The 25,785-nt window shown below is 61.4% G+C and carries 22 protein-coding genes and 2 tRNA genes; 17 read left to right on the forward strand and 7 right to left on the reverse strand.

Annotated elements, in window-relative coordinates:
- Nucleotides 1-71 precede the first annotated feature (71 nt).
- The 3 genes from sseA (at nt 72) to KUG85_RS01280 (ending at nt 2,170) form a co-directional block, all read left to right on the forward strand.
- Nucleotides 72-926, forward strand: a complete 855-nt coding sequence (sseA, locus tag KUG85_RS01270) for a 3-mercaptopyruvate sulfurtransferase (protein ID WP_065815073.1) — start codon at nt 72-74, stop codon at nt 924-926.
- A gap of 91 nt (nt 927-1,017) precedes the next feature.
- Nucleotides 1,018-1,575: an OmpA family protein gene (locus KUG85_RS01275; RefSeq protein WP_223003883.1), complete on the forward strand. Its 558-nt coding sequence runs from the start codon at nt 1,018-1,020 to the stop codon at nt 1,573-1,575.
- A 121-nt stretch (nt 1,576-1,696) separates the two neighbouring features.
- Nucleotides 1,697-2,170, forward strand: coding sequence for a DUF1203 domain-containing protein (locus KUG85_RS01280; RefSeq protein ID WP_223003884.1), 474 nt, complete (start codon nt 1,697-1,699; stop codon nt 2,168-2,170).
- A 74-nt stretch (nt 2,171-2,244) separates the two neighbouring features.
- On the opposite strand, the gene ald is transcribed toward KUG85_RS01280, so the two are convergent.
- Complete coding sequence (gene ald / locus KUG85_RS01285) at nt 2,245-3,360, reverse strand: alanine dehydrogenase (RefSeq protein WP_065815076.1); 1,116 nt, start codon at nt 3,358-3,360, stop codon at nt 2,245-2,247.
- Between the two features lie 151 nt (nt 3,361-3,511).
- On the opposite strand from ald, the gene KUG85_RS01290 reads away from it, so the two are divergent.
- Nucleotides 3,512-3,985 carry an Lrp/AsnC family transcriptional regulator gene (locus KUG85_RS01290; RefSeq protein ID WP_007008270.1) on the forward strand — a complete coding sequence of 158 codons (474 nt, stop codon included), beginning with the start codon at nt 3,512-3,514 and terminating at the stop codon, nt 3,983-3,985.
- 13 nt (nt 3,986-3,998) lie between these two features.
- Here the strand turns inward: KUG85_RS01290 and KUG85_RS01295 are convergent, their stop codons facing one another.
- Nucleotides 3,999-4,649, reverse strand: a complete 651-nt coding sequence (locus KUG85_RS01295; protein WP_223003885.1) for a 5-formyltetrahydrofolate cyclo-ligase — start codon at nt 4,647-4,649, stop codon at nt 3,999-4,001.
- Between the two features lie 209 nt (nt 4,650-4,858).
- On the opposite strand from KUG85_RS01295, the gene KUG85_RS01300 reads away from it, so the two are divergent.
- Together KUG85_RS01300 and KUG85_RS01305 are read left to right on the forward strand one after the other, a co-directional pair.
- The gene (locus KUG85_RS01300) at nt 4,859-6,832 is read left to right on the forward strand and encodes a bifunctional 2',3'-cyclic-nucleotide 2'-phosphodiesterase/3'-nucleotidase (protein ID WP_223004465.1); all 1,974 of its coding nucleotides are present in this window, start codon (nt 4,859-4,861) and stop codon (nt 6,830-6,832) included.
- Between the two features lie 169 nt (nt 6,833-7,001).
- Nucleotides 7,002-7,298, forward strand: a complete 297-nt coding sequence (locus KUG85_RS01305) for a Dabb family protein (protein ID WP_223003886.1) — start codon at nt 7,002-7,004, stop codon at nt 7,296-7,298.
- 9 nt (nt 7,299-7,307) lie between these two features.
- Here the strand turns inward: KUG85_RS01305 and KUG85_RS01310 are convergent, their stop codons facing one another.
- The 4 genes from KUG85_RS01310 to KUG85_RS01325 form a co-directional block, all read right to left on the reverse strand.
- Nucleotides 7,308-8,759, reverse strand: a complete 1,452-nt coding sequence (locus tag KUG85_RS01310; RefSeq protein WP_223003887.1) for a cryptochrome/photolyase family protein — start codon at nt 8,757-8,759, stop codon at nt 7,308-7,310.
- A 24-nt stretch (nt 8,760-8,783) separates the two neighbouring features.
- Nucleotides 8,784-9,026 carry a hypothetical protein gene (locus KUG85_RS01315; protein ID WP_223003888.1) on the reverse strand — a complete coding sequence of 81 codons (243 nt, stop codon included), beginning with the start codon at nt 9,024-9,026 and terminating at the stop codon, nt 8,784-8,786.
- A 148-nt stretch (nt 9,027-9,174) separates the two neighbouring features.
- On the reverse strand, nt 9,175-10,719 hold the full coding sequence (locus tag KUG85_RS01320; RefSeq protein ID WP_223003889.1) for a CYTH and CHAD domain-containing protein: 1,545 nt from the start codon (nt 10,717-10,719) through the stop codon (nt 9,175-9,177).
- Nucleotides 10,720-10,903: 184 nt separating this feature from the next.
- Nucleotides 10,904-10,978 (reverse strand) — tRNA-Asn (locus tag KUG85_RS01325).
- Between the two features lie 188 nt (nt 10,979-11,166).
- On the opposite strand from KUG85_RS01325, the gene KUG85_RS01330 reads away from it, so the two are divergent.
- Nucleotides 11,167-11,457: a hypothetical protein gene (locus KUG85_RS01330; RefSeq protein ID WP_223003890.1), complete on the forward strand. Its 291-nt coding sequence runs from the start codon at nt 11,167-11,169 to the stop codon at nt 11,455-11,457.
- A gap of 117 nt (nt 11,458-11,574) precedes the next feature.
- A tRNA-Cys gene (locus KUG85_RS01335) sits at nt 11,575-11,648 on the forward strand.
- A gap of 261 nt (nt 11,649-11,909) precedes the next feature.
- Here the strand turns inward: KUG85_RS01335 and KUG85_RS01340 are convergent.
- On the reverse strand, nt 11,910-12,485 hold the full coding sequence (locus tag KUG85_RS01340; RefSeq protein WP_065815084.1) for a GNAT family N-acetyltransferase: 576 nt from the start codon (nt 12,483-12,485) through the stop codon (nt 11,910-11,912).
- Nucleotides 12,486-12,699: 214 nt separating this feature from the next.
- Here KUG85_RS01340 and KUG85_RS01345 point away from each other — a divergent pair, with 214 nt between their 5' ends.
- The 9 genes from KUG85_RS01345 to KUG85_RS01385 all read left to right on the forward strand — a co-directional run bounded on the left by KUG85_RS01345 (nt 12,700) and on the right by KUG85_RS01385 (nt 25,762).
- Nucleotides 12,700-13,635 carry a pirin family protein gene (locus tag KUG85_RS01345; protein WP_223003891.1) on the forward strand — a complete coding sequence of 312 codons (936 nt, stop codon included), beginning with the start codon at nt 12,700-12,702 and terminating at the stop codon, nt 13,633-13,635.
- 217 nt (nt 13,636-13,852) lie between these two features.
- Nucleotides 13,853-14,527 (forward strand): protein-L-isoaspartate O-methyltransferase family protein, encoded by a 675-nt coding sequence (locus tag KUG85_RS01350; RefSeq protein ID WP_223003892.1) that lies wholly within the window; start codon nt 13,853-13,855, stop codon nt 14,525-14,527.
- Between the two features lie 207 nt (nt 14,528-14,734).
- Nucleotides 14,735-16,099, forward strand: coding sequence for a TolC family outer membrane protein (locus tag KUG85_RS01355; protein ID WP_065815087.1), 1,365 nt, complete (start codon nt 14,735-14,737; stop codon nt 16,097-16,099).
- 288 nt (nt 16,100-16,387) lie between these two features.
- A complete protein-coding gene (locus KUG85_RS21195; protein ID WP_223003893.1) occupies nt 16,388-17,125 on the forward strand; it encodes a PopZ family protein in 738 nt (245 codons plus the stop codon).
- A gap of 188 nt (nt 17,126-17,313) precedes the next feature.
- Nucleotides 17,314-20,166: a valine--tRNA ligase gene (locus KUG85_RS01365; RefSeq protein ID WP_223003894.1), complete on the forward strand. Its 2,853-nt coding sequence runs from the start codon at nt 17,314-17,316 to the stop codon at nt 20,164-20,166.
- 416 nt (nt 20,167-20,582) lie between these two features.
- Entirely contained in the window at nt 20,583-21,824 is a 1,242-nt protein-coding gene (locus KUG85_RS01370) for an OmpP1/FadL family transporter (RefSeq protein ID WP_223003895.1), read from the forward strand.
- Between the two features lie 248 nt (nt 21,825-22,072).
- On the forward strand, nt 22,073-23,005 hold the full coding sequence (locus tag KUG85_RS01375; protein WP_065815090.1) for a TerC family protein: 933 nt from the start codon (nt 22,073-22,075) through the stop codon (nt 23,003-23,005).
- A gap of 242 nt (nt 23,006-23,247) precedes the next feature.
- Nucleotides 23,248-24,972 (forward strand): dihydroxy-acid dehydratase, encoded by a 1,725-nt coding sequence (gene ilvD, locus KUG85_RS01380; protein ID WP_223003896.1) that lies wholly within the window; start codon nt 23,248-23,250, stop codon nt 24,970-24,972.
- Nucleotides 24,959-25,762 carry a tetratricopeptide repeat protein gene (locus KUG85_RS01385; RefSeq protein ID WP_065815092.1) on the forward strand — a complete coding sequence of 268 codons (804 nt, stop codon included), beginning with the start codon at nt 24,959-24,961 and terminating at the stop codon, nt 25,760-25,762. Before ilvD ends, KUG85_RS01385 begins: the two co-directional genes overlap by 14 nt.
- The last annotated feature ends 23 nt before the right edge of the window (nt 25,763-25,785 follow it).

A 25,785-nucleotide genomic window follows, 5' to 3' on the forward strand; every position in this document is an offset into this window, starting at 1 on the left:
TTTTTCCGCATTCATGCGGATGTCAGGTGATGCTACCTGACTGCAAAGTGCTCCAGGATTGCGAGGATCAGATGAGCGAGACCAGCCTTTTTACTGTTTCGTCCGCGTGGCTGGAGGAGCGGCTTGGCCAGCCCGGTCTCTCCATTGTCGATGCGTCCTGGTATCTGCCGGCGCAGGGCAGGGACGCGAAGGCGGAGTATGAGGCGGGGCATATCCCCGGTGCCGTGTTTTTTGACCAGGACGCGGTGGTGGATCCCGATTCCGACCTGCCGCATGCCTTGCCGGATGCCGCCACCTTTCAGCGTCATGCGAGCGCGATGGGGATTTCGGAGAGCGACACGATCATCGTCTATGACGGACCGGGGTTGTTCTCCGCGCCGCGCGTGTGGTGGATGTTCCGGGTGATGGGGGCAAAGGATGTGCGGGTGCTGGAGGGCGGTCTCGATGGCTGGCGGGCCGAGGGCAGGGCGCTGACAAACGAGCCAACCAGGATTGCGCCCACGGTTTTCAATGCCTCATTCGATGATACGCGCGTCGCAGACATCAAGGCCGTGCGAGGGGTTGTCGAGGACGGATCGGCGCAGATTGCCGATGCGCGGCCGGCGGGCCGGTTTACGGGGGAAGATCCGGAGCCGCGCGCAGGGATGCGGTCCGGACACATGCCGGGCGCACGCAATGTGCCGGCCTCGGCTCTTTCGCGCGATGGCAGGCTTCTTGCGACGGAAGAACTGCGGGCGCTGTTCGCACAGGCGGGGCTCGATCTCGAGCGGCCTGTGGTGACGTCGTGCGGTTCGGGCGTGACAGCGGCAGTGATCACGCTGGCGCTGGAAACGGTGGGGCATACGGACAACAGGCTCTATGACGGTTCCTGGAGCGAATGGGGCGGACGCGAAGACACCCCCGTGGCGACGGGCAGGGAAAGCTGAAAGCGGGGCAACGGCACGTTCATCGTCAATTCAGCCGCACCGCATGAAGATGCGGGCAATCGATGAACCGTTTCCCTGAAAGGAGCCTTCCATGCTGAACCGCCGTCAAATGCTGGGCGCAACCATCGCGGCATCGCTGATGCCGGGTGCGGCCATGGCGCAATCCTCCATGCCCTCGGCGTCGCGCATCCAGCGGAGCCTCGAAGCAGCTCCCGCGCAGCGCGTGCGCCCGCAGGACCGGGTGACGGTGCGCGAACTGAAACGCCGGCCGGACCTGCGCCGCCGCGCGCCCTCGATTGACATTCAGGCGATCAATTTCGGGTTCGATTCGGCTGAAATACCCTATTCGCAGTTCCGCAAGGTGGAGGAGATTGCCGATGCGCTGCACCGGCTGCGTCGCCGCCGGCCGGGAACAGTGGTGCTTCTTGAAGGACACACCGATGCGGTCGGGTCTTTCGGCTACAACCAGCAGCTCTCCGAGCGCCGGGCCGCCTCGCTGCGGCGCGTTCTGGTGCGGGAGTTCCGCGTGCCCGCTCGCATGCTGGAAACGGTGGGCTATGGCGAGGAGTTTCTTCTGGTGCCCACGCCCCATGAGAACTGGCGCAACCGGCGCGTCACGCTGCGGCGCATCGACGATTTCCTTCGCTGACAGGGGAAGTGGGCGCTGACAGGGGAAGTGGGCGCTGACAGGGGGAACTTGGCCGGAATCGGGTGGAAGCTGCGGTTCCGGCAGGCAAACTGGTCTCCATCAGCTTTGAAGGAGACCAGTCATGGGATTGATCAAGTTTGTGGCCATGGGGAGCGATGAAGCGAAAGCCTTTCGCAATGGCGCGCCCGACGCTTATGGGATGAAGCCCGAACGAAGACTATCGGACGGCGGTGGCATCCCCTGCCGCCATTGCCTGCGTTCGGTACCTGAGGGCAAACCCTATCTTATCCTGGCGTATCGGCCATTCCCGCAAACCCAGCCCTATGCCGAGACCGGGCCGGTTTTCCTGTGTGCGGAGGAATGCGAACGGGCGCCGGACAGCGATGTCATGCCGGCGCTGTTTCGCGCCCGCACGGAGTGGCTGCTGCGCGGCTACGGTCATGACAACCGCATCGTCTACGGTACGGGAGCGGTGACGCCAAAACAGGATATCTGTACGCGGGCGCACGAACTCCTGCAGCGTGAAGATATTGCCTATCTGCATATGCGTTCCGCGCAATACAACTGCTACCAGGTGCGCATAGACCGGGCCTGATCGCACTCACGCCGAACCCTGCGAAAAAAGCCCGCCGTTTCCGGCGGGCAACGTTGGAGGCAGAGTGTTTATCTTCAGGCGGCGAGCGCGGATTTCGGCTCGGCCATTTCGTAGCCCAACGCTTCGGCAACGGCCTGATTGGTGATGCGGCCCTTGTGGACGTTCAGGCCGTTGCGCAGGTTCTGATCGTCAACAAGTGCCTTGAGGCCCTTGTCGGCAAGCTGAAGACCATAGTGCAGCGTGGCGTTGTTCAGCGCGTGCGCGGAGGTGACGGGAACGGCACCCGGCATGTTGGCCACGCAATAATGGATGATGCCGTCGACCTCGTATGTCGGGTCCGAATGCGTGGTGGCATGCGAGGTTTCGAAGCAGCCACCCTGATCGATGGCGACGTCGACCAGCACGGCACCCTTCTTCATGCCCGAAAGCATCTCGCGGGTGACCAGCTTGGGCGCTGCAGCGCCCGGAATGAGCACGGCACCGACGATGACATCGGAGGAGAAGCACTCTTCCTCAAGTGCCTCGACGGTGGAATAGCGTGTGTGGACACGGCCGTTAAAGATGTCATCCAGCTCGCGCAGGCGGGGGATGGAGCGGTCGATGATCGTGACATCGGCACCGAGGCCGACCGCCATCTTGGCCGCATTGAGGCCGACCACGCCGCCGCCGATGATGGCAACCTTGCCGGGGAGAACGCCGGGCACGCCGCCAAGCAGCACGCCCCGTCCGCCATTGGCTTTCTGAAGCGCGGTGGCGCCGGCCTGGATGGCAAGGCGGCCCGCGACCTCGGACATCGGAGCGAGAAGCGGAAGCCCGCCGCGCGCATCCGTGACGGTCTCGTAGGCGATGGCAGTGACGCCGGAATCGACCAGGCCGCGTGTCTGATCCGGATCGGGCGCCAGGTGGAGATAGGTGTAGAGAATCTGGTCTTCGCGAAGCTGCACCCATTCCGAGGGTTGCGGCTCCTTGACCTTAACGATCATGTCCGACCTGGCGAAAACCTCTTCGGCCGACCTGGCGATGCTGGCGCCGGCTGCACGGTAGGCATTGTCGTCGGCACCGATGCCGGCACCGGCGCCGGCTTCCACGAGCACATCGTGCCCGTGTGCCACATATTCGCGCACGGAGCCGGGTGTCAGGCCGACGCGATATTCATGATTCTTGATTTCCTTCGGGCAGCCGACGCGCATCCGTGTCTCCTCCGAGCGTTTTGCGAATTTTCTGGCTCAATGAATGAGACCACAAAACTGGCCGAACGTCTTTGCGAAGATGTTTGCGCTCGGTGATGTTTTTCGCTATTTTTTGCGCAAAATAGAAAATCCATGGGAGGAAATTCGATTAATGGCCCTTGATAGGATTGATATCGCTATCCTGGAAGTGCTCCAGAAGGATGGGCGGATCTCCAATTCGGCGCTTGCGGAGAAGGTGGGGCTCTCCCAGTCGGCCTGCTCCCGCCGTCTCGACAATCTGGAGAAGAGCGGTGTTGTCAAGGGATACCACGCCCGGCTCTCAAATGCAGCCCTTGGACATGGCGTTACGGTGATTGTGCATATTTCGCTGTCGGGACAGTTCGAGCGGACGCTCAGCGAGTTCGAAGCAGCCGTGCAGCGTTGTCCGAATGTGGTGTCCTGCCATCTGATGTCGGGTGAGTACGACTATATTCTGCGGATCGCTGCGCGCGACCTGCAGGACTATGAGCGTGTCCACAAGGAGTGGCTGACGGGCATGCCGCACGTGATCAAGATCAACTCGGCTTTTGCATTGCGCGAGGTGGTCGACCGGACAGGCGTGGGGCTGAAGCCGCAGATGGCGTGAAGGCCTGCCGGAATCAGCCGGCGGTAACGATACGATCCATCGGAATGTCGTGCGGCTGGGGATAGATCGTTGGGAGTTGTGAGAAAGCGTATCCGATGCCGATTAGTAGCGGCTTTTTCGGCAATGCGGCAATCGTGCGGTCATAAAATCCGCCACCATAGCCCAGCCTGTAGTTGCCTTTATCGAAACCGACCAGCGGCGAGACGACGATATCGGGAACGATCTCTTTGTCGGTTGCCGGAACGGGTATGTTCCAGACACCGCGTTCGAGTGTGTCTCTGGGACGATAGGGGCGAAAGACGAGGGGCGCGGCTTTCTGGATGACGACCGGCAGGGCCGCCATGGCACCGCGATCATGGAGGGTGGCAAGCCATGGGCGCAGGTCCGGCTCGCCCCGGAACGGCCAGTAGAGGCCGACCACGCGGCCCGATGGATCGCCGATCAGAGCGTCGAGCTTCTGTGCGATGATGCCGGCAAGGCGGGTGCGTTCGGCGGCGGGAACGGCGAGGCGCTCGGCGATCAGGCGGTCGCGCGTGGCCTTGCGCCAGCGGCGGACCTCCGGCCAGATTTCCGCGATTGAGATGCCAGCGCCATCGCCCAGCTCGTGCATGAAACAGGGTGGGGAGGCATGAAGCCTGGTTCTGTCGCCCGGTGTGTCGCTCATCCTCGCGTCTCCTCCGCATTCGCTGCAGCCGGATCCGATGCTGCTGCATTTGCTGTCCGGGCGCTGTTCTGCATGCGACAGGGTTCGCTCACAACGTGCCGGTCGACTGTCATGCGCGCGTCACGAGATTTTGCTGGAAGTCTCGGCGCGACGGCGCAATCATGCTCCTTCGCCGGTTCCTTTTCAAAGGCCCAGGAGAGACGATCATGATGTCCGCATACGCCTCCATGTCCCGCCGTTCGTTTTTAACAGGCTCGGCTGCTGCAGGTTCTCTGGTGCTGATGCACCCTTTTTCCGCCAAGGCTTCGGTGAACCAGGCGCATTTGCGCATTATGGAAACCACCGACCTGCATGTGCATGTCTTTCCCTACGATTATTACGCCGACAAGCCCAATGACACGATGGGGCTCGCCCGCACGGCGTCGATCATCGACGCAATCCGCGCAGAGGCAACGAACTCGATCCTCGTCGACAATGGCGACTTCCTCCAGGGCAACCCGATGGGCGATTACATCGCCTATGAGCGCGGCATGCGCGACGGCGACATTCACCCGGTGATCAAGGGGATGAACACGCTCGGCTACGATTGCTCGACGCTTGGCAATCACGAGTTCAATTACGGGCTCGATTTCATGTTCAAGGTGCTTGCAGGCGCGAATTTTCCGTTTGTCTGCGCCAACCTGACCAAGGGGCAGCTTGCCGCCAGCGGCCGCGACGATGACTTGTTCCTGAAACCCTACGTGATCCTTGACCGGATGGTGAAGGACGGCGATGGCGCGGAGCATCCGATCCGGGTGGGGCTGATCGGCTTTGTGCCGCCTCAGATCATGAACTGGGATTCAAAGCATCTGACCGGCAAGGCGATGACGCGCGACATCGTTCGGGCGGCGGAGGCCTGGGTTCCGCAGATGCGCGAGGAGGGCGCCGATATCGTGGTGGCGCTGTCGCATTCGGGTATTGGCCCGGCGCAGTATGAGGAAAATCTCGAGAACGCCTCGCTGCTGCTTGCCGGTGTCGACGGTATCGACGCCATCGTGACCGGGCACAGCCATCTCGATTTTCCCGGTCCGAAGTTCGAAGGGCTTGAAGGTGTCGACAACGCCAGGGGCACGATCGCCGGAAAACCTGCCGTCATGGGCGGCTTCTGGGGATCGCATCTGGGCCTGATCGACCTGCTTCTGGAAAGGGACGGGCAGAGCTGGGTGGTGGTGAACGCGACGTCCGAGGCGCGCCCGATTTTCAAACGTGTGGAACGCCAGACCGAGCCGCTGGTCGAAAGCAAGGCGGAGGTCGAGGAAGCGGTGCGCGAAGACCACGAGGCAACGCTGAAATATGTGCGTACTGCTGTGGGCAAGACATCCGCGCCGCTGCATTCGTATTTCGCGCTGGTGGCCGATGACCCATCCGTGCAGATCGTAAGCCAGGCACAGACCTGGTACATCACCGACATGCTGAAGGATGGCGAATACCGGGATCTGCCCGTGCTTTCGGCGGCTGCGCCCTTCAAGGCCGGCGGGCGCGGCGGTCCAGACTATTACACGGACGTGCCAGCGGGCGATGTGGCGATCAAGAACGTCGCCGATCTTTATCTTTATCCCAACACGGTGCAGGCCGTTCTGGTGACGGGTGCGGATGTGAAGGAATGGCTCGAGATGTCGGCCGGCATTTTCAATCTCGTGGAACCGGGCAAGTCGGACCAGCCGCTGCTCGACCCCTCGTTCCCGTCCTACAATTTCGACGTGATCGACGGCGTGACCTATCGGATAGACCTGTCCCAGCCACCGAAATATTCGTCCAAGGGCGAGCTCTTGAACGCGGATTCGAACCGCATCGTGGATCTGCAGTTTAATGGCGCGGCGGTCGACCCGGCTCAGAAATTCATCGTCGCAACGAACAATTACCGTGGCGGGGGCGGAGGCAATTTCCCGGGGATCGGGCCGGACAAGGTGATCTTTGCTGCACCGGACACGAATCGCGATGTGATCGTGCGCTATATCGTGGAGCAGGGAACCATCAACCCGTCCGCAGACGCCAACTGGACCTTCAAGCCTCTGGCCGACACGTCGGTTTTGTTCGAGACAGGCCCCAAGGGTGCGGAATTCGCCTCGAGCGTCGAGGGTGTTTCGATTGAACCGGCTGGCGAGGGGCAGGAAGGTTTTGCGCTCTACCGCATCACGCTTTAGCCGCAATGAACGGTTGGAAGGCCGGGCCTCGTGTCCGGCCTTTTTCTTTTTTGAAACAGCTATTTGTTCAATGAAGCCAGGAAAGTGATTCCACCTGTGCGGCGTGGCGGCGCATTGACATTCGCCCGGAGCGGCGCGATTTGCGGGCACGTTTTCAGGAGACAGGCCCGTGATTCGACACATCGTTTTCTTCAGCGCCAGAGACGAGGCGGACGTGGAGCGGATCGCCGAGGGCCTGCGTATGTTGGCCGATATTCCGCACTCCGATTTTTTCGAGGTTGGCATCAACCGCAAGGTCGATCAGATCGGCACCGAAGTGGATGTCATCGTTTATGCGGAGTTCCGCGACGAAGCGGCGCTGGCCGCATACAAGGCAGACCCGATCTATGAGACGTGTACGGCCAGGGTGCGGCCCCTGCGCGAAATGCGCATCGCTGCCGATTTCGTTTCCCGGAAATCCGACTGACGGGCACGGTCAGCCAGCGTTTTTCACCGATTGATAGGCGTCCAGCGCGTGTTCGCGGGCCGCCCTGTGGTCGACCAGAGGGTGGGGATAGGTGTCGCCGAGTTTTACGCCAGCCTTGCCGCGAGCCTCTTCGGGAGCTTTCCACGGCTGGTGCAGATGCTTGTCTGGAAGCGCATCCAGTTCCGGCACGTACCGGCGCACGTAATCGCCCTCTGGATCGAACTTCTGACCCTGCAGCACGGGGTTGAAGATGCGGAAGAAGGGAGCGGCATCGGCACCGGAACCCGCGACCCATTGCCAGTTGGCCGGGTTGGAAGCGGGGTCGGCGTCGACAAGCGTGTCCCAGAACCACGCCTCACCCTCACGCCAGTGGATGCCCAGATGCTTGACGAGGAAAGAGGCGACGACCATGCGTGCGCGATTGTGCATCCAGCCGGTCTGCCAGAGCTGGCGCATGGCCGCGTCGACGACGGGATAACCGGTTTCGCCGCGTTGCCAGTGGCGAAGGGCGGTATCGTTCCCGCGCCAGGGAAACGCATCGAAGTCACGATTGACGTTTTCTGTGGCGAGCTTCGGGTTGTGAAACAGAAGATGCCAGCAGAATTCGCGCCAGCCGATCTCCCTGCGAAACGCCTGCAGATCCCCGTCGGCAATGCCGCTGCCGCCTTCAAGCGCCTGCCAGATCTGGAACGGCGTGATTTCGCCGTGGGCGAGATGCGGTGAAAGGGCGGACGTCCCGGCCTCGGCCATGAGATCGCGGCGGGCTTTGTAGCCCGCGCCGGCACCGTCGAGAAATGCTGCCAGCCTCTTGCGGGCGCCAGCTTCTCCGGGTTCCCAGGTTTCCCGCAGGCCCGTCGCCCAGTCAGGTTTCGTCGGCACGAGATTCCAGTCCTCAAGCCTATCGCCTGCCGTGGCTTCCCTGCATGGCGTGAGCGTTTCGGGCCGGTCGGCGGGCGGGCGGGGGTGTACGGAATCGAGCAGGGCCCGCCAGAAGGGCGTGAAAACACGGTAGGGGCCGCCCGATCCGGTCTTCAGTCGCCATGGTTCGTGCAGCAGGTGGCCAGCGAAACTTTGCGCTTCGATGCCGCGGTCCCTGAGGCGGGCTTTCAAGTCGGCGTCGGCAGTGATGCCGGCGGGGTCGTAGCGCCGGTTCCAATAGACGGTGCAGGCACGGGTCTCGTCGGCCAGTGCGAGCGCTGTCCTGGCCATGGAGCCCCTGCGCAGGACGAGCTTCAGGCCATGTTTTCCCAGGTCCTTGGTCAGGGCTGCGAGGCTGTGATGCAGCCACCAGCGGCGCGCGCCGCCAGGCGGTCGGGCGCCTTCGCTTTCCTCGTCGAGAATGAACGCGGCCACGATGGGCCGTCCCGTTTCGGCGGCAGCGCAAAGGGCGAGATTGTCCGACAGACGCAGGTCGTGCCGGAACAGGAGCAAAACCGGGCGCCGGTCGTTCTCACGGGCCATGCGATCTTCCTTGCGCGGGATGGATCAATCGTCGTTTGTTGCGTTGAGCTGCTCGGGCCGTAAACCCTCATTACCGTCATTTTCAGTGTGCAGCAGCCCTCTGGAGAGAGCCCATGTTCTGAGTGCGGTGACGAGCGCCTGTTCGCGTGTCATACCGGCGCCCTCCATGGCGCTGAAGCGATCGAGTGCTGCGACGACATCCGCTGGAAGTGCGTTGGATAAGCTTTCCAGTGTGACTGGAGGTTGCGTTTCGTTCTTCTGTTTCATCCTGCCCGCCCGAATCTTTTGTATTCTGGTACAATAGGCGGGGCCGGAAAACGTTCCGTGGATCGTCGCCTGCTCACGAATCCGTGTTCAGACGGGATCTGAAAGCAGGCATGATGTTCAAGTCTGTGCGGCGGGCGGAATTGCCGTTTTACTTCGCGCGCCGTTTCCAGAACGGCCGGCACTCCTTCAGCGCCTTCCAGTGCTCCCTGGCGGCCGGCCAATCGTAAAGCGTGCGGGTCTCGCAGGATCCAAGCAGACGACCGATGGCACGTTGCGCGGCAAGGTCGTTGATGGAGGAGAGGGGAGGCTTGCTCAGGATCACATCGGCGACAGCCGCGTCGTTGAGGCTGCCAAATACGGTCTGCAGGGTCTTGAGCCTGCCGGTCATGCGCTTCACACCGCCAGATGCGTAGAGCGGACCGAGGAACTCGATCGCATAGCGGAGCTTCTTTAGTTCCTTGCGTAACGCATGCTTTTCATCCACGGCGAAGGCATCGATCCCGCGGGCGTGCGCAAAGACGTGCTTCCAGCGCTTTTCGAGCATTTCGCTCGCCAGGTCTCTCAGTTTCCCGGGAACGGGCGGCTTTTCATGAACGCCTGTCTCAGTCAGTTCCGAGAGGCCAAGCAGGAATTCGTTCACGCGTTCTGCCGAGAGAACCTGCCGGAGGTCGGTACGGACCTCGCCCGCATGTCGCTGCAGTGTGCCGAGGACGAGTGCCGCGCCGGGCGACCGGGGGGCATCCGCGAAGAACGGTTTGGCGATATCGTTGAGCACCACTTCGAGGTCGCGCAGGCGCCCGACTTCGCGCCCCAGCCAGCGTGCTTCATTCTTATAATGCGCGACGGCTGATGGTTCCAACGCGCCGGCGAAGAGAGCGAGTGCGCTGCGCAGGCGCCGAAGGCCGATGCGTAACTGGTGCGGGCCTTCCATATCATCGGTCTGCTGTATGGCTTCGATGTTTGCTGCGATCTGCGCCAGACATTCCTGCAATATGTCGCGGGCGGCTTTGTGAACGCTGTCCTTGGGGTCGATCGGCACAGACCTTGCTCTCTGCGGTCCGGCAGGGGGCTCGATGTGCCCGTGTTCGGCGAGGAGAAAGCTGCGCGCGGCTTTCGAAAAGCGCGAAAAGCGCAGGGCGCCTTCGGGCAGAATCATGCGCGCAGCCCTGTAGAGCCCGCCCGGCTTTCCCTCGACCAGTTCGATCTCGAGCTCGTTCAGGTTTTCGCTACGACCGGCAGCCTTGATGGCGCCGCTGTCCACCGCAAGCTCGGCCCTGGTGCCGTCATCAAGAAGAAGATCGACCTGCGTGCGACGGATGTGGGTTTCCGCGACCGTCTGCAGCGGTGTGTCTTTCACCAGCTTCCTTATTCGGTCCCGGACCTGATCGTTTTCGATCGCATCGACCGAGACTGTGCCAGCAGTGGCCGGCTGCTCGATCTCAGTGACCCTGGAAAGACCGCCTGCGATGGAACCGTTGAGCTTGACGGTCTGCAGCCAGCGCTTGCCGTCACGCCGCAAGCGCAGGGAGATGCCGTTTTCGCGCAGGACACCATCCGGTGTGTCGAGGTAGATGCTGCGCAGAAGCCGGCTTTCGTGCACCCTGCGCGCATCAGGGGGCAATCGTTCGATGCGCGCGAGCAGGTCGGGCACTTGCTGCTTTTCCAGCAGCAGTTTCAACTCGACTTCGGACAAGAAGGTACCCCGCACACAAGCCTGCAAAACGAACACGCTACGCTTTATTCTAAACCGGTTCTGCACCTGATGAAAACGTTCGCCGGGAGCGCTATGCGTGCGCTCCAGTGTCTGCCTGGGCCGCGCGCAGGAGCAAGCGCAGCGACGGAACTGCGGTGCAATGCTGGATATTTTCCTGAAAAAGTGGCTCCCCGGGCCGGATTCGAACCAGCGACCAACCGGTTAACAGCCGGTTGCTCTACCACTGAGCTACCGGGGAACGCCTGTGCTCATGCGAGTGAGCGTGCCTATAGCAAACCAAATTCGGCTTTGCAAAGCGCCAAATGTGATTTTTGCCGTTTTTTTCAAACAGCCCCTCCCATCGGTGAACTTTGCAACGCATATGGAAGGTCCGGCATTGATGGGCAGACAGCGTGTGAGGGCCGGTAGAGGGCGGTGGAACGGCATATGGTGAAGCAAAACAGGAACTGCGAAGCGAAGGAGAAGGGGCGCCCGTCGGTCTCCCTCATGGGAAAACGGATACCGATTCCCAGGTCTCGGCTCGCGCGAATCGGAGGGGGGTGCCTGCTCGTCGTCCTGGGCTTCTTCGGGTTTCTGCCCGTGCTCGGGTTCTGGATGATTCCACTCGGATTGCTGATCCTCTCCTATGACATCGCATCCGTGCGGCGCCAGCGGCGCAAGGTCGCGGTCTGGTGGAGCCGTCGCAAGGATGGAAAGCAGGGGCTGCGTGACCGGTGATCCATTCGTCGTCCCCGTATCGCGCGGTCTCCCCGGATAATTTCGCGGCAATGACATTTGCCCGCTTGACGGGGAATTGGCTGCAACCTATTGAACAGCCCGTGTCGCTTGCGACATGGCCTCGTGGCGGAGTGGTTACGCAGAGGACTGCAAATCCTTGCACCCCGGTTCGATTCCGGGCGAGGCCTCCAAATTCTCTTTCTCAAATGATTTCAGACGTTTATCTGAAGGCGCTGCACGGTTTTGCGTGAGCTGCACCTCGGCAGTTCCGTGTTGCCCTGCGATTCGCTGCCTCTCCGCCAATCGTTTTCGAGCTGCTGCGTAGGCAGAAGGGCGGGTTTCTTTGCGGGTGCCGCGGGCCGGTGCGTCGCTCACACCAGCCCACCTGAATCATCCTGAAATGTGGCGCTGCCGACATTGACCGCGGGTTGCGAGAGCCCGGCCAGTCAGGTTCAAGAGCTGGCAGAAAGTGCGCTTTCTTCCCACTCGGACTTCAAGAGCGCGTAAATGAACTCATCGCCCCAGACTCCGTTGAAGCGGTCGTTTTGAAGAAGGTGTGCTTCGCGACGGAAGTGCAGCCTCTCGACAACCCCGACCGACCCCTTGTTCAGCGGATCGAGGCGGGCAAAAATCCGATGGAACCCGTATTCGCTGAAACCGATATCGAGCATCATTCGAACGGCTTCGGTGGCATATCCTGCGCCTGAGAAGTCTGGATTGAAGATATAGCCGATCTCCGCTTGAAGCGCGTCCTTGCTTGCCATCTTCAGCAGAACCTCCCCGAGGAGTGCGGAATCTTCGCGGCGGATCACTGCCAGGTGCAATGCATCTCCATTGTCCTCGAACCGTGGCTGAAGACACGCTGCAAACTGCTCAGACAGGGCGTGTTTGCCCGGGACCGGCGCATAGAGAAACCTGTAGACCTCGGGACGGCTGTGATAGGCATCATAAGCCTGGCGGTCGGATGACACGAATGGTCGTAGTTCAAGACGATCAGAACGAACTGTCGGTGGCAGGCGGGTGTCCATGGGGGCTCCAGTATGGGTGTCCGGGACACGGGCATCTATGGAGCGGCTGTTGATCCTGCAAGGTGTCTGGGGCAGCGGGCTGGCAAAATGCCGCGCCGTAGAAGATGTCCCGCAGTGCTCCCGGTGACGGACTGTCAATGCGTGCCGGCATTTCCGGCCAACGACCATGGTGATAGTCTTTTGCAGGACCGCGTTTGCTGCAAAGGATGTTGCCATGAGCTGGAATCCCGCTCTCACACCGGGTTGCCCGGATGATACCGAGGCCGACTCCATCGAAACGCTGATCATTCCGCGTGCCCGCGACATTGGCGGCTTTGAGGTGCGGCGGGCGCTGCCAGCACCAAAGCGGCAGATGGTGGGGCCGTTCATCTTTTTCGATCAGGCAGGACCGGCGGAGTTTCTGACAGGCCAGGGCATCGACGTCCGCCCCCATCCGCATATCGGGCTGGCGACCGTGACCTATCTCTTCCGGGGAGATTTTCACCATCGTGACAGCATTGGCTCGGATCAGGTGATCCATCCCGGCGCGCTGAACTGGATGGTCGCGGGGCGGGGCGTTTCCCATTCGGAGCGGACCAGCACGGCCTCGCGGCAGGGGCCGCACAGCCTGTTCGGCATTCAGACCTGGGTGGCGCTGCCGGAAGCGATGGAAGATGCCGAGCCCACGTTCGAACATCATGAGAAAGAAACGCTTCCCGAAATCGGCGATGACGGTGTGACCCTGCGGCTGATCCTGGGAACCGCCTATGGCGAGAAGGCTCCGGCCACGGTCCACACAGACATGTTCTATGCCGATGTCGTGCTCGACGCCGGCGCGCGCTTCCCGCTTCCCGATGATCATGAAGATCGGGGAATCTACGTGACGGAGGGGGCGGTCTCGGTGGCCGGGCAGATCTTTGAAGCCGGTCGAATGATGGTGTTCCGGCCCGGTGATTCCATCACTGTGGGCGCTGGAGCGGAGGGCGCGCGGCTGATGCTTCTGGGCGGCGCGACACTGAGCGGGCCGCGATACATATGGTGGAATTTCGTGGCTTCTTCCAAGGAGCGCATCGAAGCGGCCAAGGATGACTGGCGCCGGGAAAACTGGGGCGCGGGGCTTTTTGATCTGCCGCGGGGAGACGATGAGGAATTCGTTCCACTGCCTGGCTAGACCGCCGTGCGTAGTTGTGCTCCCTGTCGGGAGAGCTGATGTTCGACGTGTGTGGGCGAAGGGGTTTCCCGACGTGTCAGTGGTCCACGCCTGCCTGCCGCAGAGCGATTGACAGGGGCGACCGCAGCCGCTAGCAAACCGGTCAAATCGTTGTTTTCGGCGAAGCGGGAAGCCTGTCCCGCAGGCGGTCCGAAAACGGGCTTCGGGAAGCAGACGCATGACAATCGATTTCTCCCAGCAACGCGCCAATATGGTGGAAGGACAGTTGCGGACGTCCGATGTGACAAGCAACCCGCTTCTGGACGCGATGGGCGAGATTCCGCGCGAGGCCTTCGTTCCGGGACGAAAGAAGGCGCTCGCCTATATCGACGAAGACATTGAAATCACCCCGGCAGCGGAGGGAAATGGCGCCCGCTATCTGATGGAGCCCGCGGCCTTCGGCAAGCTGATCCAGCTTGCCGATGTGCAATCGAGCGACGTCGTTCTCGATGTGGGGTCGGGATCGGGGTATTCGGCGGCGGTTCTGTCGCGTCTTGCAAGCTTCGTGGTTGCGCTTGAAAGCGACGAAGGGCTTGCGGGTATGGCAACGGAAGCGCTCAACGAGCTTGGCTGCGTCAACGTGGCCGTCGTCGGCGGTGTGTTGCAGGGCGGGTATGCCGACGACGCGCCCTACGATGTGATTGTCATTGGCGGGGCGGTGGACCGCGTCCCGCAAAGCCTTCTCGACCAGCTGCGCGATGGCGGACGGCTTGTTGCGGTGATCGGCGAAGGGAATGCGGCCCAGGCGCATCTTTTTGTGAAGGATGACGGCATCGTTTCCAGCCGTCCCGCTTTCAATCTGGCGGTTCGGCCGCTGCCTGGGTTCCAAAATGAGCCGGTATTCGTCTTTTGAGGGGGGACTTGTTGCTTTCCTGCAACGGAATTGATCAAGGGATTGATGTAACATCTATTTGAAAGAGCGCCTGATTTGGGGGTGGGGGACAGGCTGTCATTGGTGTCTCCCGGGCGTGGACGCCGGTTGAAAGACCGGAACACATAAGTCGGGGTGGTGGTGTCCTGTATGGCGCGGCTACCGATAACAGTCCGAGGTTGACAGATCGTGCCTTTTTACCGTCGTTTCCTTATCCCTCTGGTGGCCTCATCCGCGTTGATTGCAACGCCCGTCGTGGCTTCCGCCGAGACCATTCTTGGCGCTCTGGCAAAAGCCTACGAGAACAATTCCACGCTCAACGCCGAACGCGCCGGAGTCCGGGTGACGGACGAAGATGTCGCCATTGCCAAATCCGGCATGCGCCCGCGCGTTCAGGGCACCGCTTCGCTCGCGCTGACCCACAATGACGGCACCGATATCCGCACGGGTGAATTCGGTATTTCGCTGACGCAGCCCATCTTTGACGGCTTCCAGACGCGCAACAACGTGCAGGCTGCGGAAGCGTCGGTTCGTGCGGCAAACGAGGCTCTGAGAAACCAGGAACTCGATACGCTTTTCAACGCGGCCAGCGCCTATATGGACGTCATTCGCGATCGTCAGATCGCTGCGCTGCGGGCACAGAACCTTGAATTCCTCGAGGAGCAGGTGCGTTCGGCGCGCTCACGCTTCGATGTGGGCGAGGGGACGCGTACCGATGTCGCACAGGCACAGGCGCGCCGGCAGGCCGCCCTGGCGCAACTCAGCGCAGCGCGTGCCGCCGTAACATCGAGTTCGGCTGTCTACCGCCAGTTGATCGGCGATGCGCCGAAGAATTTGAAGGCGGCCCAGCCGCTGACGAAGCTGCTCCCCAAAAATCTCGACAGCGCGCTTTCGCTCGGCCTTGCCGCGCACCCGGTCATCAAGGCGCGCCAGCATCAGATCGACACGGCGTCGTTCCGCGTGAAGTCTTCGGAAGGCGCATTCCTGCCGCAGGTCTCCGGTTCTGTCGGGCTTTCGCACAGCTATCAGGACTCATCGCCCGGCCTTTCTGCCGATGGTTCGCGCGATAGCGCACGCATCGGGCTCAACCTGACCGTGCCGATTTACCAGGGTGGCCAGGCCTCGGCGCAGGTGCGCAAGAACAAGGAATCGCTCGGTCAGGCGCGCATCAATCTCGATGTCAGCCGCGATCAGGTTCGTGCGGCTGTTGTTTCGGCCTGGAGCCAGTATCAGGCAGCGCGTGAATCGCTTTCTGCCAACCGCGAACTGGTGCAGGCTGCGCAGCTGGCGCTCAATGGCGTGATCGAAGAGCGCAATGTGGGGCAGCGTACAACGCTCGATGTCCTGAATGCGCAGGCGGACGTTATCGACGCGAAGATCAACCAGGTGAGCGCGGAGCGCGACATCGTGGTTGCCAGCTATGCCATCCTTTCGGCGACCGGACGGCTTTCCGCCAGCCGGCTTGGTCTTCAGGTCAGCGAATACCGGCCCGAGGAACATTATCAGGCAGTGAAGGACAAGTGGTACGGCCTGCGTACGCCGGACGGCCGCTGAGACCTGCCAATGTTCCCGGGCCGCTTCGCCCGGACATATTCCCTTATATTCAAGCGATAACGAAATGCCGGGCTCTCGTGAGCCCGGCATTTCTGTGTGCAACCTGAAACTGCACGGGTGCGGGGATTCTCATGCGCCCGACCGTGCGTTACGCTTCCTGTTGTGATTCGACCGTCTGCACTGGTGCCCGGACGGGCAGAGAGAACGTCGTTCCGGGCAGGGTTGGTGAAGCGGACGCAGCTGGAGGCGGCAGGTTTGACTATGTCACAGGGTTTCGGGGCGCAGAAGATGGAAGCAGCAGTCGAGGCGCTGACTTCAAATGGGAGTCAGCGTGAGCCCTCCATGGAGGAGATACTCGCGTCGATCCGGCGGATCATCGAGGACAATGATGCGCCTTCGGCCAGGTCGTCCGAGAATGCGGGCGCTGCCGCTGTTGCTGCGCGAGAGGCCACAGCTCCCCAGAGCGGAAACGTGGAGCAGGGCCAGGTGCCAGCAGACCAGCCAGAAAAGCGGGACGCGGCGGCGCATTTTGAAGCCTCGGCTGACGTTGAGAGTTTTCGAACGGAGCTGCGCGATTCTCAGGCGCATGAGGAGGATGTGCGTCCGGAGCCGGTGGAGGCGCCGCTTGCCGGTGTCTCGTCCACCGCATCTGCGCAGGATGATGCACCGGTCATCGATCGGGGGCTCGTGCAGCGGCTCGCCGAGGTTGAGGCTGTTCAGAAAGAACGAGTCGCCGAGACCGATGATCGGGAGCAGCAGGGCGAACCCCACATGCCGGTTGCTGCGGGCGCAGAGCGGGCCGATGAGGCAAAGCAGGGCATCCTTTCCGAGTATACGGGCCGCAAGGTGGCAGCTGCTTTCGGCGAACTGAATGAGGCTTTTGAGGCCAGCCGCCGACGCAATTTCGACCAGATGGCCGAGGAGATGCTGCGGCCGATGCTGCAGGACTGGCTCGACAACAATCTGCCAACCATCGTGGAGCGCCTCGTGCGCGAAGAGATCGAGCGGATCGCGCGCGGCGGATAAGCCGCGCCGCCTGCCGGTTGACTTGATCTGACCCTTCGGCTTTACACCGTTCTGTGAACAGACCAGATTGCGGGTCTGTGGCTTTGCCGTTTTTCAGAAAGACGGTGAAGCGATCCGACTGTTGATTTCATGCAGTTCCGGAGGGGCCGTTTTCACGTTTCCGGGACTGCTCTAGCGCGGAAACCCTTATGCTTGAAAAGACTTACGACGCGGCAAGCGTCGAGCCGAAAATCGCCGCTCGCTGGGAAGAGGCCGATGCGTTCAGGGCCGGAGCCGGTGCAGAAGCGGGCGCGGAAGCCTTCACCATTGTCATTCCGCCGCCGAACGTGACCGGTTCGCTGCATATGGGCCACGCGCTCAACAACACGCTGCAGGACATCATGGTGCGCTTCGAGCGCATGCGGGGCAGGGACGTGCTCTGGCAACCGGGCATGGACCATGCGGGCATCGCCACCCAGATGGTGGTCGAGCGGCAGCTTATGGAGAAACAGCAGCATCGCCGCGACATGGGTCGCGAGAAGTTCGTCGAAAAGATCTGGGACTGGAAGGCGGAGTCGGGCGGCGCGATCATGAACCAGCTCAAGCGACTGGGCGCCTCCTGCGACTGGTCGCGCGAGCGTTTCACCATGGACGAGGGCCTGTCGAAGGCCGTGGTCGAGGTGTTCGTCTCGCTCTACAAGCAGGAGCTGATCTACAAGGACAAGCGTCTCGTCAACTGGGACCCGAAGCTGCTGACGGCGATTTCGGACCTTGAGGTCGAGCAGGTCGAGACCAACGGCAATCTCTGGCACTTCCGTTATCCGCTCGCCGACGGGCTGACCTATGAGCATCCCTACAGGCTGGACGACGAGGGCAACCGCGTTATCTGGCGGCCTTCGGATGGGCAGCCGGATGGCTATGAGACGCGCGACTATGTGGTGGTGGCCACGACGCGCCCGGAAACCATGCTGGGCGATTCCGGCGTTGCGGTTCACCCCGACGATCCGCGCTACAGGGAGCTGATCGGCAAGAACGTGCTCCTGCCGCTGGTCGGCCGCCGCATTCCCATCGTTGCCGACGAATATCCGGACCCAGAGGCGGGCACCGGCGCGGTGAAGATGACGCCGGCGCACGATTTTAACGACTTCGAGGTCGGCAAGCGACACGATCTGGCACAGATCAATATCATGGCGACCGATGCCACGATTACGCTCAAGGGCAATGAGGCGTTTCTCGAAGGGCTGGAAGGGGCCGATGCGCCGCTCGCCCGCACGATCGCCGAGCTCGACGGCGTCGACCGGTTCGATGCGCGCAAGAAGATCGTGGCGATGATGGAAGAGGCCGGGCTTCTGGAGAAGATCGAGCCGCACAAGCACATGGTGCCCCATGGCGACCGTGGTGGCGTGCCGATCGAGCCGTTCCTGACAGACCAGTGGTATGTGGATGCGAAGACGCTGGCGAAGCCCGCCATCGCATCCGTGCGCGAGAGGCGCACGAAGTTCGTGCCGAAGAACTGGGAAAAAACCTATTTCGAGTGGATGGAGAACATCCAGCCCTGGTGTGTTTCCCGTCAGCTCTGGTGGGGGCACCAGATCCCCGCCTGGTATGGTCCCGACGGGCAGGTCTTCGTCGAGAAGGATGAGGAGACGGCGCTCGAGGCGGCGATCCAGCATTACATCTCGCATGAAGGTCCCTGGAAGGCCTGGGTGGAAGAGAAGCTCGAGAATTTCGAGCCGGGCGATATCCTGACGCGTGACGAAGACGTGCTCGACACCTGGTTCTCTTCGGCGCTCTGGCCATTCTCGACGCTCGGCTGGCCGGACAAGACACCGGAGCTTGCGCGCTACTATCCGACCTCGGTTCTGGTGACCGGCTTCGACATCATTTTCTTCTGGGTTGCCCGGATGATGATGATGGGCATGCACTTCATGGAAGAAGAGCCGTTCCACACGGTCTATGTTCATGCGCTGGTGCGTGACAAGAACGGCGCCAAGATGTCGAAGTCGAAGGGCAACGTCATCGATCCGCTCGAGCTGATCGATGAGTATGGCGCGGACGCGCTGCGCTTCACGCTGACGATCATGGCCGCACAGGGCCGCGACGTGAAACTCGATCCGGCGCGCGTGGCGGGCTACCGCAATTTCGGCACCAAGCTCTGGAACGCGACGCGTTTTGCCGAGATGAACGGCGTCAAGCGGGACGAGAACTTCCGTCCCGAAAACGCGAAGCTCGCAATCAACCGCTGGATCCTGACGGAGCTGACGCGGGCGGCGAAGGGCGTGACGGAGAGCATCGAGACCTATCGCTTCAACGAGGCGGCCGGCACGGCCTATCGTTTCGTATGGAGCCTGTTCTGCGACTGGTATCTGGAGCTGTTGAAGCCGGTGTTCGCCGGTGAGGACGAAGAGGCCAAGGCCGAGGCCCGCGCCTGTGCGGCCCATGTGCTCGACGAGACCTACAAGCTTCTGCATCCGATGATGCCCTTCATGACGGAAGAGCTCTGGGCGCATACCGGCGGTGAGGCCGGGCGCGACAGCGTTCTGGCGCTGACCCGCTGGCCGACGCCTGACTTCGAGGATGCGGATGCGGCTGCCGACATCAACTGGCTTGTCGACCTCGTGTCCGGCATCCGTTCGGTTCGCGCAGAGATGAATGTGCCGCCGTCTGCTACGGCGCCGCTGGTGGCCGTGGGGGCCGATGAGGCAACGCGGGCGCGCATCGCACGCCATGACCCGGCGATTCGGCGGCTTGCACGCGTGGGAGAGCTTGGCTTTGCCGGTGAAGCGCCGAAGGGCTCGGCGCAGATTGTGCTCGGCGACACCACGTTCTGCCTGCCGCTGGGCGATCTGATCGACCTGTCGGCGGAAGCAGCGCGGCTTGAGAAGGAGATCGCCAAGACGGCCTCGGAAATGCAGCGTTTGGAAAAGAAGCTTGGAAACGAGAAATTCGTTGCCAATGCGCCGCAGGAGATCGTTGCGGCCGAGCGTGAGAAGCTTGCTGAATTCGCCGATGCAAAGGGCAGGCTGGAAGTGGCGCTCGCCCGCGTCAGGGAAGCTGGCTGAGCCGGTCGACCAGCCCCGGGGAACGACAATCGAATGAAAGCCGCGCTCCCTTTTCAGGTGGGTGCGGCTTTTCTTGTTCTGCACAATCCTGATTCGTAATTTCGCGACGTGCGGAGCAATCCGAAAATGGCTTCCCTGAGGGTGGTTTGTGACGGTTGTGCGAAATCCCTGACGGGTGTTGCATTTGCGCAACTGGTGGTGAATTTGCGAAGCCAGCTAGACAAAATGTGTCGATTTCAGGGGAATTTTAAGGCGCTTGCCTCTTTGCTGGTCCGTGGCGCACGGATTGTCTCGCCAATATCCGATAGGCGTATTACGTTAACGTAAGCGTGAGGTGCGACAAGCTGTACAGTAACAATTGAGGTTCGAGACTGCGCTGCTATTCTCGGACGAGCAATTGGAGGAGAGGGGATCTCATGCGTTTGGTTCGCACTGTTTCGGCAGCGTTGATGGTCTCGGCGAGCGCGAGTATCGCTTATGCCGGTGGCTTGGAGCGCGGTGGTTACAACGTCGATCTTTTGTTCGATCCGGCACCGTTCGCCTTTGAGGCGACAGGCACCTATGTGATGCCGCAGCGCAAGCTGGACAATGTCGTTGATACGAACCCACTGGATGGCACACCGGCTGGTCCGTCGCAGGGTGTGAAAGATACGGAAAGCTATTTCTCGCCCCGCCTTGGAGTGAAGGTCGGTATAGGCGAGCAGATTGACTGTATGGTCGATTATTCGCAGCCATGGGGCGTGCATACCAACCCGGGTGCGAACTGGGCCGGCGCAAACCACAACATCGAGACAAAGGTCGACAGCCACAATTTCGGCGGCACCTGCTCCTACAAGATGCAGGCTGGCAAGGGACAGTTCCGCGTTCTTGGTGGCGTGTTCTATCAAAAGCTTGAGGGCTTCAAGGAGCGCCAAGTCTTTTTCCCGACACTAGCCGGCAATGGTATCGGACGGCTTGATCTGGAAGGAAGCGGTGTTGGCTGGCGTGTCGGTGCCGCCTACGAAATTCCGGAGATCGCGTTCCGCGCGAGCCTTGTCTACAACTCACGGGTCAAGCTTGATGACATAACCGGAACACTGGATCTTTCCCGTATACCTGGAGCCGTCAGCCCACCCGTGACGGGTCGGATCACGCCGGTTTTCGGCGCAACCGAGATGCCTGAAACCGTCGAACTGAAGGTGCAGTCCGGTATTGCTCCTGGCTGGCTGGCATTCGGTTCTGTGAAATGGGTCAACTGGAGCATCCTTCAGTCCATTCCGTTCTGCCCGGAAGCCACGCGGGGGATTGCCTGTACGACAACCGGTCCGACGCGCGCCACGTCGCTCGACCTTCTCTATCGCGACGGCTGGACGGTTTCCGGCGGCATCGGCCACAAGATAAACGAGCAGTGGAGCGCTGCGGCCAGCCTCACCTGGGACCGTGGAACCTCTCAGGGCTTCGGTCATCAGGCGGACTCCTGGACGCTTGGCGGCGGGGTTGCCTATACGCCCAACGAGAATGTCGAGATGCGCCTGAGTGGGGCGCTCGGCATTCTTACATCGGGCGAATCCGGTGCCATTGTGGGCGACGACGGTCGGGTTTACGGCAATGACATCTCCTACACCTTTGACAATGATCTTGTCGGAGCCCTGTCCGCCTCAATGAAGGTGAAGTGGTAAAACAGCTCTTCTGAGAACAGCATGCAAGACCCGGCTCCGGCCGGGTCTTTTCGTTTTTTGGAGCGGGCGCACCATGCATTTTTGCATGGCCTGTGTATGGGCGGGGCCTGCGCGGACTTGTATTGCTGCGGTTTATACCGCACATAGAGGCAGTCACCCGATCCGGGCCCCTCTGGCAGGCAAGGCGTTGCCTGTGATGTCGGATCGAACGACAACGCGCAAACGCGGCGCAAACCTCGTATCTTCCCATGACAACGCATGACTGGCTGTGGCCCGGATTTCTGGCCTTCGTGGCTGTGGTTCTCTTTTTCGATCTTTTTGTCCTGCACCGGCGCGATCACGTCATCACGACGCGCGAAGCCATGAAAACCGTTGCAGGCTACGTGGCTCTCGCCATGGTTTTTGCCATGGGCGTGTTCTACTTCGGCGGCAAGGATCGTGGCGCGGAATTCCTGACCGGCTATCTGATCGAGCAGGCGCTTTCGCTGGACAACATCTTTGTCATCGCCCTGATCTTCACCTACTTCAAGGTGCCGTCCGAGGCGCAGTACCGTGTGCTTTTCTATGGCATACTGGGGGCGATCGTCATGCGTCTCTCGCTGATCGTGCCGGGCGTGAAGCTGGTCGATCAGTTCATGATCATCGGCATGGCGCTGGGCGCGCTTCTCGTTTTCTCCGGCTTCAAGATGATGACGTCGGACGAGGAGATGGTGGATCCAGGGGAAAGCCGCATCGTGAAACTTCTGATGCGGACCGGGCGTGTAACGGAGGAATATCACGGCTCGCGTTTTCTCACCCGGCGCAATGGCGTTCTCTTCATGACGCCGCTATTTGTCGTCCTGATCACGGTGGAGTTCACGGACCTGATCTTCGCTGTCGATTCCATTCCTGCCGTTCTGGCGATCTCCAACGACCCCTTCATCGTCTTTTCTTCCAACGTGTTTGCGGTCATGGGGCTGCGTGCGATGTTCTTCGTGCTGTCCGGCATGATGCGCACCTTCAAACACCTGAAAACCGGTCTCTCGCTGGTGCTGATCTTTATCGGTCTGAAAATGCTGGCCGCTCACTGGATCAAGATTCCCTCGCCGCTGGCCCTCTCGGTTACGGTGCTTCTGATCGGCGGTTCGATCGTCGCTTCCATCATCGCGCGCAGGCGCGAGGAACAAGAGGCGCGGTCGTGAACCAGCGACCCCGGGCAGGGCGCTTTGGACGCCCTGTTCTCTCCTGCTGACGTCCCCTGACTCTTGTGCACAGGTCTCTGTGCTCATTTGGCAACAGTTTCTCAATAAGCATTCGGTTAAGACAGGGGCGGGACGAAACGCCAATTTCCCGCCATAAACCCGGCGCATCGAAAAAGCTCGATGGCGCACGGGACACAACCGACTGTTCAGGAGAAGTGCCGCGCGCTGCGGCTGGGGTAATTATGGACGCAAAAGCAATTTCGAAAGACAAACTTCCAAGCCGATACGTCACGGTGGGCCCGGCAAGGGCACCGCATCGCTCGTATCTCTACGCCATGGGGCTTTCGGAAGAAGAGATCGCGCAGCCGCTCGTGGGTGTTGCAACCTGCTGGAACGAGGCTGCGCCCTGCAACATTTCGCTGATGCGTCAGGCGCAGGTGGTCAAGAAGGGCGTCGCGGCGGCCCACGGCACGCCGCGCGAGTTCACCACCATTACGGTGACGGACGGCATTGCCATGGGGCACCAGGGCATGAAGTCTTCACTCGTTTCGCGCGAGGTCATTGCCGATTCCGTCGAACTCACCATGCGCGGCCATTGCTATGACGCGCTGGTTGGCCTGGCGGGCTGCGACAAGTCGCTCCCCGGCATGATGATGGCGATGGTGCGCCTCAACGTGCCGTCGGTCTTCATTTACGGTGGCTCGATCCTGCCCGGTACCTATCGCGGCCGGCAGATTACGGTTCAGGACGTATTCGAGGCCGTCGGCCAGCATTCCGTGGGCACGATCTCCGACGAAGACCTGACCGAGATCGAACAGGCGGCATGCCCGTCGGCCGGTTCCTGCGGCGCGCAGTTCACCGCCAACACGATGGCGACGGTTGCCGAGGCGATTGGCCTGGCGCTGCCTTATTCTTGCGGCGCGCCGGCTCCTTACGAAATGCGTGACCGGTTCAACTACGCATCGGGCGAGAAGGTGATGGAACTCATCGCCAAGCAGATCCGGCCGCGGGACATCGTGACCCGCAAGGCGCTGGAAAACGCAGCCGCGGTCGTGGCGGCCTCGGGCGGCTCGACCAACGCGGCACTGCACCTGCCGGCAATCGCCCATGAGGCGGGTATCGAATTCACCCTGTTCGACGTGGCGGAGATTTTCAAGAAGACCCCGTATATCGCCGATCTGAAGCCGGGCGGCAAATATGTCGCCAAGGACATGTTTGAGGCCGGCGGAATTCCGCTGCTGATGAAGTCGCTGCTGGAACACGGGTATCTGCACGGCGACTGCATGACCGTGACTGGCCGCACAATTGCCGAAAACATGGAGCATGTTCCATGGAATGAAGATCAGGATGTGGTTCGCCCGGCGAACAATCCGATCACGAAGACCGGAGGCGTGGTTGGCCTGAAGGGCAATCTGGCTCCCGAAGGTGCGATCGTGAAGGTCGCCGGCATGAAGAACCTGACATTTTCGGGTCCGGCGCGTTGCTTCGATTCCGAGGAAGAGTGTTTCGCAGCCGTTCAGGAGCGGAAGTACAAGGAAGGCGAAGTGCTGGTCATTCGCTATGAAGGTCCGAAAGGTGGACCGGGCATGCGCGAGATGCTTGCGACCACGGCAGCGCTCTACGGTCAGGGTATGGGCGACAAGGTTGCGCTCATCACCGATGGACGCTTCTCGGGTGCGACCCGCGGGTTCTGCATTGGCCATGTAGGGCCGGAGGCCGCCGCCTGCGGTCCGATCGGGCTCCTGAAGGACGGTGATGTGATTTCGATTGACGCCGAAGCCGGCACGATCGACGTGGCGCTCAGCGAAGAAGAACTCGCAGAGCGGGCCAAGGAATGGAAACCGCGCGAGACGGATTATCAGTCCGGCGCGATCTGGAAATACGCTCAGACGGTTGGACCGGCGCGCGATGGCGCGGTGACCCATCCCGGGGCAAAGAAAGAAACGCACTGTTATGCGGATATTTGAAGCAGGGAAAGCAGCTGTTCTTGCCGGTCTGGTAGCGTCCTCCGTGGCGCTGCCGGACACCGCTTACGCGCTGGACGAGAACGCTGTCATTCAGGAGCAGGAGAAACGCAGCCCCTGGGCTGTGTTCCGCTTCGCTTTCTCTGCTTACAAACGGGGCGACAAGGAAGAGGCCCTTGAAGCCTACCGCTATGCTGCGGAGAACGGGCAGGTCGGCGCGCGCTGGAAGCTCGCACGCATGTATGCCGAAGGCGACGGTGTTGCCCGCAACGACCGCGAGGCGTTTAAATTCTTCTCAGCGGTGGCGCAGCAGGACGTGCGACCCGGCAGCCCGGACGAGACCTATGTCTCGGACGCGCTTGTGGCGCTCGGCAAATATCTGAAAACGGGTATTCCAGACAGCCCGATCCGCGCCAATCCTCTGGCCGCACAGGAGCATTTCATGCGTGCGGCGGCGACTTACCGGAATCCGGAGGCCCAGTATCAGGTCGGCCGGATGTTTCTGGATGGCGAGGGCGTGGCCCAGAGCGTGCAGCAGGCTGCGCGCTGGTTCCAGCTTGCCGCCGAGAAAGGACATGCCGGGGCCCAGGCCATGCTTGGACACATCCTCTTCGAAAGTGGCCGCGTGGTGAAAGGGCTGGCGATGATGACGGCGGCACTTGACCGGGCCGCGCCGAACGATGTCGGCTGGATCCGGGCCATGCAGGAACAGGCTTTCGCTCTGGCCGGGGAATCGGACCGGCGCACGGCAATCGCACTGGCGCATGATCTGCGCGAAAACGGTTTCGACTGATCGGACGGATGGCGGGCAATCAG

Origin of the sequence: Nitratireductor rhodophyticola, assembly GCF_019891355.1 — a bacterium.
In the GTDB taxonomy this organism is placed as follows: domain Bacteria; phylum Pseudomonadota; class Alphaproteobacteria; order Rhizobiales; family Rhizobiaceae; genus Nitratireductor; species Nitratireductor rhodophyticola.